General features: G+C 66.2%; 14 protein-coding genes and 3 tRNA genes. 6 read left to right on the forward strand and 11 right to left on the reverse strand.

What is annotated here, in order from left to right; all coding sequences use genetic code 11:
* The 4 genes from G020_RS0100005 to G020_RS0100020 all read right to left on the reverse strand — a co-directional run.
* A partial coding sequence (locus G020_RS0100005) for an elongation factor Tu (protein ID WP_024328167.1) occupies positions 1-718 on the reverse strand: 718 nt, incomplete at its 3' end.
* A gap of 67 nt (positions 719-785) precedes the next feature.
* A tRNA-Thr gene (locus tag G020_RS0100010) sits at positions 786-861 on the reverse strand.
* 20 nt (positions 862-881) lie between these two features.
* A tRNA-Gly gene (locus tag G020_RS0100015) sits at positions 882-955 on the reverse strand.
* A gap of 52 nt (positions 956-1,007) precedes the next feature.
* Positions 1,008-1,092: transfer RNA gene (locus G020_RS0100020), tRNA-Tyr, on the reverse strand.
* Between the two features lie 259 nt (positions 1,093-1,351).
* On the opposite strand from G020_RS0100020, the gene pilB reads away from it, so the two are divergent.
* From pilB to zapD, 5 genes are read left to right on the forward strand one after another with little or no spacing between them, the layout of a single operon-like run.
* The gene (gene pilB, locus G020_RS0100025) at positions 1,352-3,067 is read left to right on the forward strand and encodes a type IV-A pilus assembly ATPase PilB (RefSeq protein WP_024328168.1); all 1,716 of its coding nucleotides are present in this window, start codon (positions 1,352-1,354) and stop codon (positions 3,065-3,067) included.
* Between the two features lie 19 nt (positions 3,068-3,086).
* A complete protein-coding gene (locus G020_RS0100030) occupies positions 3,087-4,298 on the forward strand; it encodes a type II secretion system F family protein (protein WP_018869890.1) in 1,212 nt (403 codons plus the stop codon).
* 22 nt (positions 4,299-4,320) lie between these two features.
* Complete coding sequence (locus G020_RS0100035; RefSeq protein WP_024328169.1) at positions 4,321-5,187, forward strand: A24 family peptidase; 867 nt, start codon at positions 4,321-4,323, stop codon at positions 5,185-5,187.
* 8 nt (positions 5,188-5,195) lie between these two features.
* Positions 5,196-5,807, forward strand: a complete 612-nt coding sequence (gene coaE / locus G020_RS0100040) for a dephospho-CoA kinase (protein WP_024328170.1) — start codon at positions 5,196-5,198, stop codon at positions 5,805-5,807.
* 55 nt (positions 5,808-5,862) lie between these two features.
* Positions 5,863-6,633: a cell division protein ZapD gene (gene zapD, locus G020_RS0100045; RefSeq protein ID WP_024328171.1), complete on the forward strand. Its 771-nt coding sequence runs from the start codon at positions 5,863-5,865 to the stop codon at positions 6,631-6,633.
* A 28-nt stretch (positions 6,634-6,661) separates the two neighbouring features.
* On the opposite strand, the gene G020_RS0100050 is transcribed toward zapD, so the two are convergent.
* Genes G020_RS0100050 through G020_RS0100065 form a run of 4 tightly spaced genes read right to left on the reverse strand, consistent with a single transcriptional unit; the run spans position 6,662 to position 12,578 of the window.
* Positions 6,662-7,648 carry a Nudix family hydrolase gene (locus G020_RS0100050; protein ID WP_024328172.1) on the reverse strand — a complete coding sequence of 329 codons (987 nt, stop codon included), beginning with the start codon at positions 7,646-7,648 and terminating at the stop codon, positions 6,662-6,664.
* Complete coding sequence (gene argJ, locus G020_RS0100055) at positions 7,629-8,846, reverse strand: bifunctional glutamate N-acetyltransferase/amino-acid acetyltransferase ArgJ (protein WP_024328173.1); 1,218 nt, start codon at positions 8,844-8,846, stop codon at positions 7,629-7,631. Before argJ ends, G020_RS0100050 begins: the two co-directional genes overlap by 20 nt.
* Entirely contained in the window at positions 8,846-11,650 is a 2,805-nt protein-coding gene (gene secA, locus G020_RS0100060) for a preprotein translocase subunit SecA (RefSeq protein WP_024328174.1), read from the reverse strand. The genes argJ and secA overlap by 1 nt, the downstream gene beginning before the upstream one ends.
* A gap of 58 nt (positions 11,651-11,708) precedes the next feature.
* On the reverse strand, positions 11,709-12,578 hold the full coding sequence (locus tag G020_RS0100065) for a M23 family metallopeptidase (RefSeq protein ID WP_024328175.1): 870 nt from the start codon (positions 12,576-12,578) through the stop codon (positions 11,709-11,711).
* Between the two features lie 51 nt (positions 12,579-12,629).
* Here G020_RS0100065 and G020_RS0100070 point away from each other — a divergent pair, with 51 nt between their 5' ends.
* Positions 12,630-13,073 carry a DciA family protein gene (locus G020_RS0100070; RefSeq protein WP_024328176.1) on the forward strand — a complete coding sequence of 148 codons (444 nt, stop codon included), beginning with the start codon at positions 12,630-12,632 and terminating at the stop codon, positions 13,071-13,073.
* 6 nt (positions 13,074-13,079) lie between these two features.
* Here G020_RS0100070 and lpxC read toward each other — a convergent pair whose 3' ends face one another.
* From lpxC to ftsA, 3 genes are all read right to left on the reverse strand, one after another.
* Entirely contained in the window at positions 13,080-14,000 is a 921-nt protein-coding gene (gene lpxC / locus G020_RS0100075) for a UDP-3-O-acyl-N-acetylglucosamine deacetylase (protein ID WP_081647362.1), read from the reverse strand.
* A gap of 119 nt (positions 14,001-14,119) precedes the next feature.
* Positions 14,120-15,289, reverse strand: a complete 1,170-nt coding sequence (gene ftsZ, locus G020_RS0100080) for a cell division protein FtsZ (protein WP_018947368.1) — start codon at positions 15,287-15,289, stop codon at positions 14,120-14,122.
* 77 nt (positions 15,290-15,366) lie between these two features.
* Positions 15,367-16,602 (reverse strand): cell division protein FtsA, encoded by a 1,236-nt coding sequence (gene ftsA, locus G020_RS0100085; RefSeq protein WP_018869879.1) that lies wholly within the window; start codon positions 16,600-16,602, stop codon positions 15,367-15,369.
* Positions 16,603-16,616: the final 14 nt, after the last annotated feature.

The following is a 16,616-nucleotide window of genomic DNA, read 5'->3' on the forward strand; positions in this document are numbered from 1 at the left end:
TGACCACACCGCGCTCGACGCGACCGGTGACCACGGTGCCGCGACCGGAAATCGAGAACACGTCTTCCACCGGCATCAGGAACGCACCGTCCACCGCGCGCTCCGGCTCGGGGATGAAGCGGTCCATCTCGTCAACCAGCTTGTGGATCGCCTGGGCGCCCATCTCGCTTTCGTCGCCTTCCAGCGCCTTCAGCGCAGAACCGGTGACCACCGGCGTGTCGTCACCCGGAAAATCATAGCTCGACAGCAGATCGCGGACCTCCATCTCCACCAGCTCCAGGAGCTCCGGATCGTCCACCATGTCCGCCTTGTTCAGGAACACCACGATGTGCGGCACGCCCACCTGGCGCGACAGCAGGATGTGCTCCCGCGTCTGCGGCATCGGGCCGTCCGCCGCCGAAACCACCAGGATCGCACCATCCATCTGCGCAGCACCGGTGATCATGTTCTTCACATAGTCCGCGTGCCCCGGGCAGTCCACGTGCGCATAGTGGCGCGTGTCCGACTCGTACTCCACGTGCGCCGTCGCAATCGTGATCCCGCGCTGCTTCTCTTCCGGCGCGTTGTCAATCTGGTCAAAGGCACGCGCATCGCTGCCGTACTTCTTCGCCTGAACCACCGTCAACGCCGCCGTCAGCGTCGTCTTCCCGTGGTCCACATGACCAATCGTCCCCACATTCACGTGCGGCTTCTTGCGTTCGAACTTTTCCTTGGACATATCTCGCTTCCCCGGATCGTGACGCTGTCGCTACGACGGCAGCACTGACGTTGCTACGTACCAAAAATGGAGCTCATGACCGGACTCGAACCGGTGACCTCTTCCTTACCAAGGAAGTGCTCTACCTGCTGAGCTACATGAGCCTGACCTGCAAGCCAGAATCTGGAGCGGGTGATGGGAATCGAACCCACATCATCAGCTTGGAAGGCTGAGGTTCTACCATTGAACTACACCCGCAGAACCTGGCTTTCTCGCCATCGCCCGCTCGGGTCGCTGGCATGAAACTGGGTGGTGGAGGGAGGAGGATTCGAACCTCCGAAGGCTGTGCCAGCAGATTTACAGTCTGCCCCCGTTGGCCGCTTGGGTATCCCTCCTGAACCAAGCCGTGCATTCTGAGAGACGAATCGAGGCAAGTCAACCCCGCCCGAGACGCCGTTCGCAGAACCGTCGACGGGCCCGCATCGAGGGCGCGGACAGCGAAAAACCTTGTTCCCATCCTTGTAATCCGCCGAATAACCGCTCTAATATCGGGCCAATGTGAGGAACAACCGCAGCGCCAGCTCGGCATGCGTTTCCATTCCGGACCGCGCCACGTACAGTGTGGATCATCCCCAATAACGTCTGCGAACACCCATGGCCAACAGCAACACGACCCCCCGCCTGCCGGGGCTGGCAAAACGCCTCGTCGACAACGGGCTGATTGCACAGGACATCGCCCAACAGCTGGTCGAACAGGCGCGGACCCAACAGACCCCACTCATGGCGCTGCTGGCCGACAAGGGCGACGTGCCGGAACCACGACTCGTCGAAGCGGCGGCGGAGGAGTTCGGGCTTCCGGTACTGGACATGGCCGCCTTTGACGAGGAAGTCATTCCGCGCGACCACCTGAACGAGAAGCTGATCCAGAAGCATCATGCCCTGCCTCTGATGCAACGCGGGAATCGGTTGTTCATCGCGGTATCCGATCCCACCAACCTGGTGGCCACCGACGAATTCAAATTCGCCACCGGGATGCCCGTCGATGCGGTGCTGGTCGAACCGAAGAAACTGGACAAGGCCATCGACGACGCACTGAATGCCTCGTCCCAGTTGATGGAAGATCTCGGCGATGACGAGCTCGACAGTCTGAATGTCGAAGCCGATTCCGATACCGAGAGTGCCTCGGATGAAGGTGATGCCGTTGATGACGCCCCGGTAGTTCGGTTCGTCAACAAGCTGCTGATGGACGCGATCAACCGTAAGGCATCGGACATCCACCTGGAACCTTTCGAGAAGGATTTCCGGGTTCGTTTTCGCATTGACGGCGTGCTGCATGAGGTGGCTCACCCGCCGAACTCGCTGGCTCCCCGCATCCTGGCCCGCGTCAAGGTCATGTCGCGCATGGATATCGCCGAACGCCGCATCCCGCAGGACGGGCGCATCAAGCTGAAGCTCTCACGCACCCGCGCGATCGACTTCCGTGTCAGCTCCCTGCCCACGCTGTGCGGCGAAAAAATCGTACTGCGCATCCTCGACCCGAGCTCGGCCTCGATGGGCATCGATCAGCTCGGTTACGAGGAGGAGCAGAAGGCGCAGTACCTGGAGGCCCTCGGGCGCCCGTACGGGATGATCCTGGTGACCGGACCGACCGGCTCCGGCAAGACCGTCTCCCTCTACACCGGTCTGGGCATCCTCAACACGTCGGACCGCAACATCTCCACTGCGGAAGACCCGTCCGAAATCAACATGCCCGGGGTGAACCAGGTCAACATCAACCCCAAGGTCGGACTGACGTTCGCCAGCGCACTGCGCGCCTTCCTGCGCCAGGACCCCGACGTGATCATGGTCGGCGAGATCCGCGACCTGGAAACCGCCGAGATCGCCATCAAGGCCGCTCAGACCGGGCATCTGGTACTCTCCACCCTGCACACCAACGATGCGCCGCAAACCCTGACGCGCCTGGCCAACATGGGGGTGCCGCCGTACAACATCGCCTCGTCCATCCTGCTGATCATCGCGCAGCGACTGGCGCGCCGTCTGTGCCCCAACTGCAAGGCACCCGAGGATCTGCCGGAGGAAACGCTGCGCGACGAGGGCTTTACCGACGAGGAGCTCGAACAGGGCTTTACGGTGTACCGGCCGGTGGGCTGCGATCAGTGCACCAATGGCTACAAGGGCCGGCTCGGGATCTACCAGGTTATGCCGATCTCGGAGGAACTTGAACGGATCATCCTTGAAAATGGCAACAGCACCGAACTCGCCCGCCAGGCCGAAAAAGAAGGCATCAAGGACCTGCGGCGGGCGGGCCTGCACAAGGTCATCGAAGGGCTGACCAGCCTGGAAGAAGTCAACCGCGTGACCATCGACTAGCGGCTAAGGGGGACAGGGAATGGCCGATTCCGGCACGATCTATACTTGGGAAGGCCTCAACAAGAACGGCGACCGCGTCAAGGGCGAAGTGCCCGCGGAAAACGAGACCTCCGCGCGCGCCGAACTGCGCAAGAACGGTGTCAACGTTCTGAAGATCAAGAAGAAGCCGAAACCCCTTCTGGGTGGCGGGCAGAAGAAGATCATCCCCGCCGACATCGCGTATTTCCTGCGGCAGATGACCACCATGCTGCAGTCGGGCGTGCCGCTGGTGCAGGCGTTCGAAATCGTGGGACGGGGCAACGAAAAGGCCTCGATGCGCGATCTGATCATGCAGATCAAGACCGACGTCGAGGGCGGCGACACCTTCGCCACCGCCCTGTCCAAGCACCCGAAGCACTTCGACGACCTCGTGGTGAATCTGGTCGAGTCGGGCGAGCAGTCCGGAACCCTGGAGACGCTGCTCGACAAGATCGCCACCTACAAGGAAAAGACGGAGGCCCTCAAGGCCAAGATCCGCAAGGCCCTGTTCTATCCGGCGGCGGTCATCGTGGTGGCCATCGTGGTAACGGCGATCCTGCTGATCTACGTGGTGCCGCAGTTCGAATCCCTGTTCCAGGGCTTCGGCGCGGACCTCCCGGTGTTCACCCGCATGGTCATCAACATGTCGGAGTTCGTACAGGCCTGGTGGTGGGCCCTGCTGGGCGGGGCCGTTCTGGCCGGTTTCCTCTTTGTCCAGGCACGCCAGCGTCTCCCGAAATTCGATCGCTTCCTCGACATCGCGATCCTGCGCGCTCCGGCGTTCGGGCCCATCCTGCGCAAGGCCGCGGTGGCGCGTTTCGCCCGCACACTGTCCACCATGTTCGCCGCCGGCGTGCCTTTGGTGGACGCCCTCAATTCGGTCTCCGGCGCCACGGGCAACGCCGTGTATCGCGAAGCGACCGAGCGCATGCGCGATGAGACCGCGGCCGGCGGCCAGCTGCAATGGTCGATGCGCAATACCGCCGTGTTCCCCAACATGGTGGTGCAGATGGTCGCGATCGGCGAGGAATCCGGCTCGCTGGACACCATGCTGGGCAAGGTCGCCGACTTCTACGAAGAAGAAGTCGACAACGCGGTGGACAGCCTGTCCAGCCTGCTCGAGCCGCTGATCATGGTCGTGCTGGGCGTGCTGGTCGGCGGCCTGGTGATCGCCATGTACCTGCCGATCTTCCACATGGGGCAGGTTCTGTGAAGGCCATCCGCAGCCGCCGGCCATGAGCGACCTGCTGGCCAACACGACGATCGCGATCGTGGTCGCCGCCGTACTCGGGCTCATGATCGGCAGCTTCATCAACGTCGTCATCGCGCGGCTGCCGGTGATGCTCGAACGGGAGTGGCAGGCCGAGGCCCGCTACGTGCTGCATGGCGAGGAACCCGCAGCGGATGCCACCGCAGAACGTTTCGACCTGGTCCGCCCCCGCTCACGCTGTCCGAACTGCCAGCGCGCCATCCGCGCGATCGAGAACATCCCGCTGCTCAGCTTTGTGTTCCTGCGTGGCCGCTGTCCCGGCTGTGGTGTGCGCATCAGCTGGGAATATCCGGCGGTGGAACTACTCACCGGGATCCTGTTCGCAGTCACCGTCTGGTATTTCGGCGCGGGCATCGAAGCCGGCATGGCCCTGATCCTGACGTCCGTCCTGGTCGCGGCCGGGGGAATCGACGCCCGCACCACCCTGCTGCCGGACCAGCTGACGCTCCCGCTGCTGTGGCTCGGCCTGCTGGTCAACAGCTTCGGGCTGTTCACCGATCTGCAGTCCGCGGTGTTCGGGGCCATGGCGGGTTACCTGCTCCTGTGGCTGATCTTCCACGGCTTCCGCCTGCTCACCGGGAAGGAAGGGATGGGTTATGGCGATTTCAAGCTGCTGGCTGCCCTCGGGGCGTGGCTGGGCTGGCAGGCCCTGCCCGTCATCCTGCTGCTCGCGTCACTGGTGGGCGCAGCGGTCGGGATCGCGCTGATCGCCTTGCGCGGGCGGGACCGCAACATCCCCATTCCTTTCGGCCCGTACCTCGCCGCCGCCGGCTGGCTGACGCTGATCACGGGCGACGCCTTGCTGCGCATCTATTTCCCGCACGGCCTATAATCGGAGGTATGGAACGGGCGGGCCTGACCGGCGGAATCGGATCCGGGAAAACCCGGGTGGCGGCATTGTTCGCGGAACTGGGGGTACCGGTTCTGGATGCCGACCGCGTCACCCGCGAACTGCAGGAACCCGGCCACCCCCTGCACGGGGCCATCGTTGAACACTTCGGCCCCGGGGTGCTCGATCCGCGCGGCCACCTCGATCGACGTGCGCTGGCCGCGCGCGTGTTTGCCGACCCGGCCGAGCGCGAAGCGCTGGAAGCCATCGTTCACCCGCGGGTCCATCGGGAGATCCATTCCCGACTCGAGCAATACGACACGGACGCCCCGTATGCCCTGATCATGGTCCCGCTGCTGTTCGAGGCCGGCTGGGAGGACGATTTCGTGCGGGTAATCACCGTCGAATGCACGCCCGAGGAGCAAATCGAACGAGTCACCCGGCGCGACGACCGGACCCGGGAGGAGGTCGCCGCCATCATGGAACGTCAGCTCAGTGCCGACGAACGCCGCCGCCGGGCCGATGCCTGGATCGACAACCGGGACTTCGTGGACGATGCCCGGCTTCGTGAACAGGTGCTGACCATCGACCGCGAATTGCGCTCCCTCACTTCCGACGGGTAGAAACCATGCCCCCCAATGTTCGATACTGCAGGATCTTCAATCCAATGGCGCCGCCGTGACCCGTCCGCTGATCTTCGAACAGCCCCTTCACGAACGGATCCGCCTCCTGCTCCGGCTGGAGGCGCTTACGCAACGTTTCGGTGACGCCCTGCAGGCAGGGCAACCTTACGACCATCACGAGGCCCTGGTCTCTCTGGTCGACATCTATGCGCTGGTCACGCGCGTCGACATCAAGCGCGAACTGATGGGAGAGATCGAACGCCAGACCGCCAATCTGCAGCGGCTGGCCGACCAGCCCGGGATCGACGCCAGCCGTTTCCGAAGCACGATGGACGACCAGCGACGCCTGCATTCCGCACTGGAAGAACAGGCCGGAGCCCTGGACGGGGCGGTCCGCGAGAACGAATTCTTCAACAGTGTGCGCCAGAGGATGGCCCTGCCCGGGGGCGCCTTCGACTTCGATCTCCCGATCTACCACCACTGGCTGTCACAGCCCGTGGACGCACGCACCGAGCTGCTGCTGGAGTGGTTCCGGCCGCTGGAGAGCGTGACCGAGGCCACGCAGCACGTGCTGCGCTATATCCGCGGATCCGGCAACGACCGCAGCGTCACCGCCGAGGAGGGATTCCTGGAACAGCCCCTGGACAGCCAGCACGCCTGGCAGATGATTCGGGTCAGCGTGGACCCGCAGCTGGGCATCTACCCCGAGATCTCGGGCGGGCGTCAGCGCTTTACCGTGCGCTTCATGGATCCCGGCGATTTCCGCTCGCGCCCGAATCCGGTGCGCGAGGATGTCACATTCGGCCTTTGCTGCTGCGCCCTGTAGGCAGCCCAGGGCGGCACCGCCCGTGACGTCACTCCCGGCCGCCCGGCGGCTCTCCGAGCAGACCACGGATGGCTGCGATCCCGCAGGCGCCGGCGGCGCGGGCCGGCGCGAGGCTGCCCGCGTCCAGCCCCCCCAGGGCGTAGACCGGCACCGGACTCGCCGCGGTCAGACGTGCCAGACCGTCCCAGCCCAGCGGCGTCGCCCCCGGGTGCGTCCGCGTCGGCCGGACCGGTCCGACCACGGCCAGATCGGGCGCCAGCCTCCCCGCCTCCCGGAGACCCGTGACATCGTGCGCGGACACGCTGATCCGGCCGGCCACCGCGGGGCGCCGGGACAGCGCCCGCCAGCGCCGCTCCGGCAGATGCACCCCGGCCGGCGGTAGCTCGTCCAGCCAGTCCAGCGGCGCGTTCAGGAGCACTTCGGTACCCAGCGACTGCGCGACCGTCACCAGGTCATGGGCAAAGCGGAGATAGTCGTCCCGAGCCAGCCCCGGCGCACGGACCTGCAACAGCCCCACATCCCCGTGCCGGAGGCGGGCCGCCACACGGTCCACCACGGCGGCGATGCCGTCGGACCCGGCCGGGTCGGGCGTCACCAGAAGGAAATCGGGGAGCTGCAACAGGCGCAGAATCGGGCCGTTGGCGGCCGGGAAATCCGCCGGATCCAGCGCGGTCGCCTCGCGCCAGCGCAGGGCGCAGCCTTCGCACTCCCGGACCTCGCCGCTCCAGTCCGGCACCCGGAACACGTGCAGCCGCACGCGGCGGTCGCCGTAGTCATGCTCCAGCCGCAGGCAGGGGATGGCATGGGCCACCTCCAGCGCGGTCTCCTCCCGGATCTCGCGCACCAGGCCCGCGGCCGGGGACTCGTCCGCCTCCAGCTTGCCGCCGGGGAATTCGAGGCGGTCCGGCTGATGCTGCCCGGCCCCGCGTTGACCGACCAGGACCCGGCCGGCCCCGTCCTCGATCACGCCCAGCGCCACATCGAGCGGTGCCGCCTCAGGAGCGGTATTCGGCATTGATGCGCACGTACTCGTGGGAGAAATCGCAGGTGTACTTGCGCGCCCGCGCATCGCCCCGTCCGAGGTCGATGGCGATGGTGATCTCGTCGGCCGCGAAGGCGGCCTGGCCGTCTTCCTCACGGTATCCGGGCGCGCGGCCGCCACCGCGCACGATCGCCAGACCGTTGATGTCGACCGTGACCCCCTCGATCCGGAGATCGCTGACGCCGGCCCGTCCCACGGCCGCGAGGATGCGCCCCCAGTTCGGGTCGCTGGCGTACAGCGCAGTCTTCACCAGAGGGGACAACGCGACCGTCTCGGCAACGCGCTCGGCTTCCGCCCGCTCGCATCCGCCCGTCACCTCCACGGTCACGAACTTGGTCGCCCCTTCCCCGTCGCGCACGATCGCGGTCGCCAGTTCCAGACACAGTGACCCCAGCGCCTGCGCGAACGCGGTGCGGTCGGCATCGCCGACCAGACGGACACCGCTGGCCCCGCTGGCCATGCAGACCAGCGCGTCATTGGTCGAGGTATCGCCATCCACGGTAATGGCGTTGAAACTGTCACGGTTCGCCTCGCGCAGCAGCGCGTCCAGCTCGTCCGCATCGGTGGCCAGGTCCGTGCCGACAAAACCCAGCATCGTCGCCATGTCGGGATGGATCATCCCCGATCCCTTCGCCATGCCTGTCAGTCGCACGCGCCCTTCGGACAGACGGGCGTCGCGGCTCGCGACTTTCGTCACCGTGTCAGTGGTCATGATCGCCCGCGCCGCCCGCAGCCAGCTTTCGCCATCCTCCACGAGTCCGTCGTAGAGCCCCGGCAGGGCCGCCTCCAGCCGCTCCAGCGGAAACGGCTCGCCGATCACCCCGGTGGAAAACGGCAGCACCGCCGAGGCCTCGCAGCCGGCCAGCCGGGCCAGGGCCGTGCAGCTCGCCTCGGCCGCACGCAGCCCGGGCTCACCGGTACCCGCGTTGGCGTTCCCGGCATTGATCAGAAGCCAGCGCGGACGCCCCTCCGCCTGATGCCGTCGGGCGACTTCCACCGGCGCAGCGCGAAAGGCACTGGTTGTGTACAACGCGGCGACCACTGCGTGTTCGCCACCGTCCATCAGCACCAGGTCATCCCGACCCGCATAACGGATGCCGGCCGCGCCGGCTGCCAGACGGATGCCCGGCACGCCCGGTGGCGCCGACGGTTCCTGCAGTCCCACGGCCATCAGAGCCGGCCGTGGCAGTGCTTGTATTTCTTGCCGGAACCGCACCAGCAGGGCTCGTTGCGTCCGAGCTTGGGCTCCTCCCGCCGGTACGTCTCGTCACCACCGGCGACCTTGCGTGCGCCCTCGTCCGCGGCGCCCCCGTCGTCCTCGTCCGCGGCCAGAGGACTGTCGGGATTCTCGTGGCGGAAATTCATGGCCCCGGTATCCGGTGCCTGGCGTTCCGGCTGCAGCTGTTCGGCGTCCTCGGCGGAACGCAGCTGGATACGCAGCAGCATCTTGATCACGTCGTGCTTGATGCGCTCCAGCAGCGACTGGAACATTGCGAACGCTTCTTTCTTGTATTCCTGCTTGGGATTGCGGTTGGCATACCCGCGCAGGCCGATCCCCTGGCGCAGATAGTCCATCGCCGCCAGGTGTTCCTTCCACTGCGAATCCAGCACCTGCAGCATCACGTCTCGTTGCAGGCGGTTCATGGTGGCATCGCCCAGCTGTTCGCGCTTGCCGTTGAGGGTCTCGCGCGCCCGCTCGATGATGCGCTCGCGCAGGGGTTCCTCGTGCAGGTCGTCCTCGTCATCCAGCCACTGCTTGACCGGCAGTTCCAGGCCGAATTCGTTGCGCAGCGCCTGCTCCAGCCCTTCCGGATCCCAGATATCCTCGATGCTGCCGGGCGGGATGTATTCGCTGATCTGCGCATTCATCACGTCGGCCACGAGGGCATCAATGGTGTCGCTGATGTCTTCGGTGGTCAGCAGTTCCGCGCGCTGCTCGTAGATGACCTGGCGCTGGTCGTTGGCGACGTCGTCGTATTCCAGCAACTGCTTGCGGATGTCGAAGTTGTGCGCCTCGACCTTGCGCTGGGCGTTCTCGATCGCCCGCGAGACCCATGCGTTTTCGATCGCCTCGCCTTCCTTCATCCCCAGGCGGCTCATCAGCGACTTGACGCGCTCGGAGGCGAACACCCGCATCAGGTTATCCTCCAGCGACAGGAAGAAACGGCTGGAGCCCGGATCCCCCTGGCGCCCGGAGCGTCCGCGCAGCTGGTTGTCGATGCGCCGCGACTCGTGCCGTTCGGAGCCGATGATGTGCAGGCCGCCGGAGGCCAGGACCTCGTCGTGACGCTTCTGCCATGCCTCGCGAATCCGCTCGCGCTGCTCGGTGTCCTCCGGATCCACCTCGGCCAGCTCGGCATCCAGGCTGCCGCCCAGAACGATGTCGGTACCGCGACCGGCCATGTTAGTGGCCAGGGTCACTGCGCCGGGCTGCCCGGCCTGGGCAATGATGTGCGCCTCCCGCTCGTGCTGCTTGGCGTTGAGCACCTCGAATTCGATGCCCTTCTCCTTGAGCGACTTCGCCAGCCGCTCGGAGCTGTCCACCGAGGCCGTGCCGACCAGCACCGGCTGGCCGCGCTCGACGCACCATTGGATCTCCTTCGCGATCGCGTCGTACTTCTCGTCCTGGGTCAGGTACACCAGGTCCTGCATGTCCTCGCGGATCAGCGGCTTGTTCCCGGGAACCACCACAACCTCCAGGCCGTAGATGGTCTGGAACTCGTAGGCTTCGGTATCCGCGGTGCCGGTCATGCCCGCCAGCTTGTCGTACTGGCGGAAATAGTTCTGGAAGGTGATCGAGGCGAGCGTCTGGTTCTCGCGCTGGATCGGCACGCCCTCCTTGGCCTCGATCGCCTGATGCAGCCCCTCGGACCAGCGCCGACCGGTCATGATGCGGCCGGTGAATTCGTCGATGATCTGGACCTGGTTGTCGCGCACCAGATAGTCGACATCCCGATGGAACAGGGCATGCGCGCGCAGCGCCGCGTTCAGATGGTGCAGGACCGCGATCGCGCCGGCGTCGTACAGCGACTGGTGCTCCTCCAGCAGGCCGGCCTCGCGCAGCAGGGCCTCGGCCTTCTCGTGGCCGTCCTCGCTGAGGAAGACCTGTTTGGCCTTCTCGTCAACGAAGTAGTCGCCTTCGCTCTCTTCGTCTTCCTGACGTGTCAGCTGCGGCGGGATCGCGTTCATGCGCTCGTACAGCTCGGAGTCCGAGCCGGACGGGCCGGAAATGATCAGGGGCGTGCGCGCCTCGTCGATCAGGATCGAGTCCACCTCGTCGACCAGCGCGTAGTTCAGGCCCCGCTGCACGCGCTGCTCGGCCGAGAAGGCCATGTTGTCGCGCAGATAGTCGAAACCGAACTCGTTGTTCGTGCCATAGGTGATGTCAGCCGCGTACGCCTCGGTACGGGTGACCGGCCGCAGGCCGTCCATGCCGTCCTCACCCGCCACATGGTCGGGGTCGAACACGAACGAGGAAGCACCGCCCGACTGTCCGCCGGAGGAGTTGATGACGCCGACCGTCAACCCCAGGGCCTGGTAGAGCCGTCCCATCCAGGCCGCATCGCGGCGGGCGAGATAGTCGTTCACGGTCACCACGTGCACGCCATCACCCGGCAGCGCATTGAGATAGGCCGTCAGGGTCGCGACCAGGGTCTTGCCCTCGCCGGTGCGCATTTCCGCGATCCGTCCGTCGTGCAGGACCATCCCGCCCATCAGCTGGACATCGAAGTGGCGCAGGCCCAGTACGCGGTCGCTCATCGCTCGGCAGACCGCGAAGGCTTCGGGCAGCAGCGCATCCAGGTCCTCGCCCGACTGCAGCCGTCGGCGGAATTCATCGGTCTTGTGCCGCAGTTCTTCCTGCGGCAGATCGTCGATGGCCGGGGCCAGGGCATTGATGCGCTCGGCCTTTTTCGCGTAGCGCTTGATGATGCGGTCGTTGCGACTGCCGAAGAACTTGCGTACGAGCTGCTTCATGGGGATCCGGAAGATTGGCTGAAACCGACCTAGGATAAACGATCCGCGGAGGTCACGCTCAGCGATGGACGTAGTCGGCCGGATTTTCCGGCCCGCCGGGACCGTGAACTTCGAAATGGAGGTGGGTATCCGTCGTCCGTCCGGTACTGCCCATACGGGCGATGGGCTGGCCTGCTTCCACCCGTTCCCCGGGATCGACCAGCAACTCCGCATTATGCGCGTAACGGGTCAGCAACCCGTCGGCATGAACGATGTCGACGCTGCGCCCGAACCCACCGTTGGTGTCCGCCCGCACCACGATCCCGTCCGCGGCCGCCCGGATCTCGGAGCCCTCGCGTCCGGCGTAGTCCATGCCGGAATGAAAACGCCGCTCGCCGGTGAACGGATCGTCGCGGTATCCAAAGGCCGAGCTGACCCAGGCCTCGGATTCCACCGGCCGCACGCCGGGGCGCATCCGCTCGTCCCGGGCATCGCCGCGCACCGCCTCGTCCAGGCGCGCGACAGTCGTGTCGCGCTGCCCCAGCAGGTGATCCAGCGCGGCGATGCGACGGTCCACCGCGGCCGCGGTGTCCGGCGGCGACGCCCCCCCGCGACCGCCGGTCTCCGGTTCCAGCGCCTCCGGGTCCAGATCCAGGGCGTCGCCCAGACCGGACATGCGCAGGTCCAGGCGCGCCTGGCGGTTTTCCAGCTCGACCAGACGGGACGCCAGCGACTCCACCCCCTCGCGCGCGAGCTCGCGTTCCGCGAGTTCGAGATCGGGCGAGCCCACGGTCGGGAGCACGGGGATTTCGACCACGTCACGCTGCTGCTGGCCCAGCTGATAGCCGGCGGTCACGACCGCGGCCAGCACCCCCAGCAGCACCGGAACCACCAGCCACAGCGGGATCCGGGTACAGACACCGCCGGCTCGTAGTAGCATCAGGTCCATGCAACCTCCGTTGATTCCTGCAAGACCCGACCGGGAGGCGCCATGTCAGCCATGACGCCGCCCCGCATCGGCCGATACATCCGCGCCGCGTGGCAGAGCCACGTCACCCCGGACCGGGCACTGGAACGGGCACTGGCCGGGCTGGTCGGAACGCACGTCGCCAGTGGGCGACTCCAGCTGGTGCGCCACGACACCACCCTGGTGGCAGTCTGCCGCGACCGCGCCCTGTGCACCGAGATGCGCTTCCAGCAGCGCGAGATCCTCAAGACCCTGCAGGCGGCCGGCTACCCCGAAGTGGAGCGCGTGCGGGTCGCCCTGGGCGGTGCGGCCCGCTCGACCGAACCGGATCCGGTGCGCAGCCGTCCGCCGATCCCGGACAGCGCCCGCCAAACCCTGGAACAGACGGCCGGCGAGGTCGACGATCCCCGGCTGGCGGGAGCACTGCGGCGGCTGGCCCGCGCCCGTCCCCGCGATACGGGGAACGACAAGGGGTGACGTCCCTCAGCCGGTGGCGCCCGGCTCCAGCTGCCCGAACGAGATCGGCAGCGGCTCGGAGGGATCCTCGAAGGTGACCTTTTCCCAGGCCGTCCGATCCGCGGCCAGCTGACGGATGAGCTGATTGTTCAGGGCATGGCCGGACTTGTGCCCGGTGAAGGCCCCGATCAGGCTGTGGCCCAGCAGGTAGAGATCGCCGACCACGTCGAGGATCTTGTGCTTGACCAGTTCGTTGTCGTAGCGCAGTCCGGTTTCGTTGAGGATCCTGAAATCGTCCAGCACCACGGCGTTGTCGAGGCTGCCACCCAGTGCCAGCTGGTTCGCCCGCAGGGCCTCGATGTCGCGCATGAACCCGAATGTCCGGGCGCGCGAGACTTCCTTCACGAATGAGGTAGACGAGAAATCCAGCTCGGCGCGCTGGCTCCCGTCGGTGAACATGGGGTGTTCAAAGTCGATGCAGAAACCGACCTTGAACCCTTCATAGGGATCGAAGCGCACCCATTTGTCGCCGTCGCGAACCTCCACGCTGCGCTTCACCCGGATGAATTCCTTGGGAGCATCCTGCTCCTTGAGACCCGCGGACTGCAGCAGAAACACGAACGGTCCGGCGCTGCCGTCCATGATCGGGACCTCCGCCGCGCTCACGTCGACGAAGAGATTGTCGATGCCCAGACCGGCTACCGCCGACAGCAGATGTTCCACGGTGGAGACCCGCGCATCGCCCTTGACCAGGGTCGTCGACAGCCGCGTGTCCCCGACGTTCTCGGCCCGCGCCGGGATTTCCACCGGCGGGTCGAGGTCATCGCGGTGAAACACGATTCCGGTATCAGGGGGGGCCGGACGCAACGTAAGGACGACCTTCTCGCCCGTATGGAGCCCCACTCCGGTCGCCCGGATGCTGTTCTTGAGCGTTCTTTGCCTGATCAACGCACTGCCTCTTCTGCGAGAGCGCATGGAGGGGAGCCCGGGCCCTCCCGGGCTCCGTTCATGCACACAACGAATGCTCCATTATTGCAGGATTCCGCTCCTCCTGCATGTCAAGCCCCTCAATCCGCCTGCTTGCGCAGGAAAGCCGGGATGTCGAGCACATCGATGTTCGACTGCTGGTTACCGCTGCCGTAATCCGTCGCGACCTCGTCCTGGCTCCGGCGCTGACGCTGGTGCGTAGGGCGATCGAAATCCACGTCGGAACCGGCCGCCGCCTGCTGCGGCTGGGCATCCACCACGCGCACCTGCGGGCGTTCGGGCTGCTCGGTCTGCGCGCCCAGGCCGGTGGCCACCAGCGTGACCCGCATCTCGTCGCTCATCTCGGGATCGATGACGGTACCCACCACCACGGTGGCGTCCTCGGAGGCCAGCGCCTTCACCGCTTCGCCGACTTCCTCGAATTCGCCGATACCGACATCCATGCCCCCGGTCACGTTGACCAGGATGCCGCGCGCCCCGGAGATGTCGATGTCCTCCAGCAGCGGGCTGGCAATCGCGGCCTCGGCGGCCTGGCGCGCACGGTCTTCGCCGGAACCGGTGCCGGTCCCCATCATCGCCATGCCCATCTCGCGCATCACGTTGCGTACGTCGGCGAAGTCGACGTTGATCAGGCCCGGACGGGTGATCAGCTCGGCGATGCCCTGCACCGCGCCGAACAGCACGTCGTTGGCGGCCTTGAAGGCATCCAGCAGGGTGGTGTTCTTGCCCATCACCGTGAGCAGCTTCTCGTTGGGGATGGTGATCAGGGAGTCCACCTGCTCGGTCAGCGCCTTGATCCCGGACATTGCGACCTGCATGCGCTTCTTGCCCTCGAACGGGAACGGCTTGGTCACCACGGCCACGGTCAGGATGCCCATCTCCTTGGCGATCTGTGCCACCACCGGGGCCGCGCCGGTGCCCGTGCCGCCGCCCATGCCGGCGGTGATGAACACCATGTCCGCGCCGTGCAGCAGGTCCTGCACCCGCTCGCGATCCTCCAGTGCGGCCTCGCGGCCCACCGACGGATCGGCCCCGGCGCCCAGGCCCTTGGTGATGTCCCCGCCCAGCTGCAGCAGGGTCTTGGAATCCAGACTCTTGAGCGCCTGGGCATCGGTATTGGCGCAGATAAAATCCACGCCATCCAGCTGCGAATGAACCATGTGCTGTACGGCGTTGCCGCCGCCGCCACCCACGCCCACGACCTTGATCGTGGCGCTCTGGCTAAAGGTATCCATCAGTTCGAACGTCATGATTGCGTCCTCTTGTTTCGTGTGTACATGTCCTTCCTTCTCGGTAGCCGGAGAGCGGTCCGGCCCTTCGGTCCGGCCTAGAACTGGCCGGTAAACCAGCGCTTCATGCGCGCCCAGATCCCCTGGAACCCGGATTCCACCGGGCGGGCCTCCTGCAGGGCCCGTGACTCGCGGGCATACAGCAGCAGGCCCACCCCGGTGGCATGCACCGGGTTGCGCACCACGTCCAGCAGCCCGGTCACGTGCTGCGGAACACCCAGGCGAACGGGCATGTGGAAGACCTCCTCGGCCAGGTCCACCCCACCTTCCATCCGCGACGACCCGCCGGTCAGCACCACCCCGGCGGCGATCATTTCCTCGGTCCCGGAACGGCGCAGTTCGGCCTGCACCAGTTGCAGAAGCTCCTCGTAACGCGGTTCCACCACCGACGCCAGGGTCTGCCGCGAGAGCCGGCGCGCCTCGCGGTCGCCCACCCCCGGGACCTCGATGGACTCCCCGGGGTCGGCCAGCGAGCGCAGCGCGCAGGCGTATTTCATCTTCAGTTCCTCGGCGTACTGCGTGGGCGTGCGCAGCGCGACCGCGATGTCGTTGGTCACCTGGTCACCGGCGATCGGCAGCACCGCGGTGTGCGCGATCGCGCCGTGGGAGAACACCGCGATGTCGGTGGTGCCGCCCCCGACATCGACCAGGCAGACCCCCAGGTCCTTCTCGTCCTCGGTCAGCACCGAATACGACGACGCCAGCTGTTCGAGGATGATGTCGTCCACCCGCAGGCCGCAGCGCTCCACGCACTTCACGATGTTCTGCGCCGCCGACACCGCGCCGGTAACCAGATGGACCTTCGCCTCCAGGCGCACGCCGGACATCCCCACCGGTTCGCGGATGCCCTCCTGCTCGTCGATGATGTATTCCTGCGGGAGCACGTGGAGGATGCGCTGGTCGGCGGGGATCGCGATGGCCCGCGCGGCGTCGATGACCCGCTCGACGTCGCCCGGCCCCACCTCGCCGTCCTTGATGGCCACCACGCCGGTCGAGTTGTAGCTCTTCACGTGACTCCCGGCGATACCGGTGTACACCGAGTGGATCTCGCAGCCGGCCATCAGCTCGGCCTCCTCCACCGCGCGCTGGATCGACTGCACGGTGGACTCGATGTTGACCACCACGCCCTTCTTCAGGCCGCGCGAGGGCGACGAGCCGATGCCGATGATCTCGATCTCGCCGTCGTCCTTCAGTTCGCCGACGATGGCCTCGATCTTCGAGGTCCCGACATCCAGCCCGACGATCAGACCCGATTCCGCCTTCTTTGCCATCATCTCCCCGCGTCCTT

This window comes from Thioalkalivibrio sp. ALR17-21, from assembly GCF_000420185.1.
Lineage (GTDB): Bacteria > Pseudomonadota > Gammaproteobacteria > Ectothiorhodospirales > Ectothiorhodospiraceae > Thioalkalivibrio > Thioalkalivibrio halophilus.

Coding starts and splice junctions, on each gene's coding strand:
- pilB (WP_024328168.1), top strand. CDS start 1,352: ATGGCCAACAGCAACACGACCCCCCGCCTGCCGGGGCTGGCAAAACGC.
- G020_RS0100030 (WP_018869890.1), top strand. CDS start 3,087: ATGGCCGATTCCGGCACGATCTATACTTGGGAAGGCCTCAACAAGAAC.
- G020_RS0100035 (WP_024328169.1), top strand. CDS start 4,321: ATGAGCGACCTGCTGGCCAACACGACGATCGCGATCGTGGTCGCCGCC.
- coaE (WP_024328170.1), top strand. CDS start 5,196: ATGGAACGGGCGGGCCTGACCGGCGGAATCGGATCCGGGAAAACCCGG.
- G020_RS0100050 (WP_024328172.1), bottom strand. CDS start 7,648: ATGCCGAATACCGCTCCTGAGGCGGCACCGCTCGATGTGGCGCTGGGC.
- argJ (WP_024328173.1), bottom strand. CDS start 8,846: ATGGCCGTGGGACTGCAGGAACCGTCGGCGCCACCGGGCGTGCCGGGC.
- secA (WP_024328174.1), bottom strand. CDS start 11,650: ATGAAGCAGCTCGTACGCAAGTTCTTCGGCAGTCGCAACGACCGCATC.
- G020_RS0100065 (WP_024328175.1), bottom strand. CDS start 12,578: ATGGACCTGATGCTACTACGAGCCGGCGGTGTCTGTACCCGGATCCCG.
- G020_RS0100070 (WP_024328176.1), top strand. CDS start 12,630: ATGACGCCGCCCCGCATCGGCCGATACATCCGCGCCGCGTGGCAGAGC.
- ftsZ (WP_018947368.1), bottom strand. CDS start 15,289: ATGACGTTCGAACTGATGGATACCTTTAGCCAGAGCGCCACGATCAAG.
- ftsA (WP_018869879.1), bottom strand. CDS start 16,602: ATGATGGCAAAGAAGGCGGAATCGGGTCTGATCGTCGGGCTGGATGTC.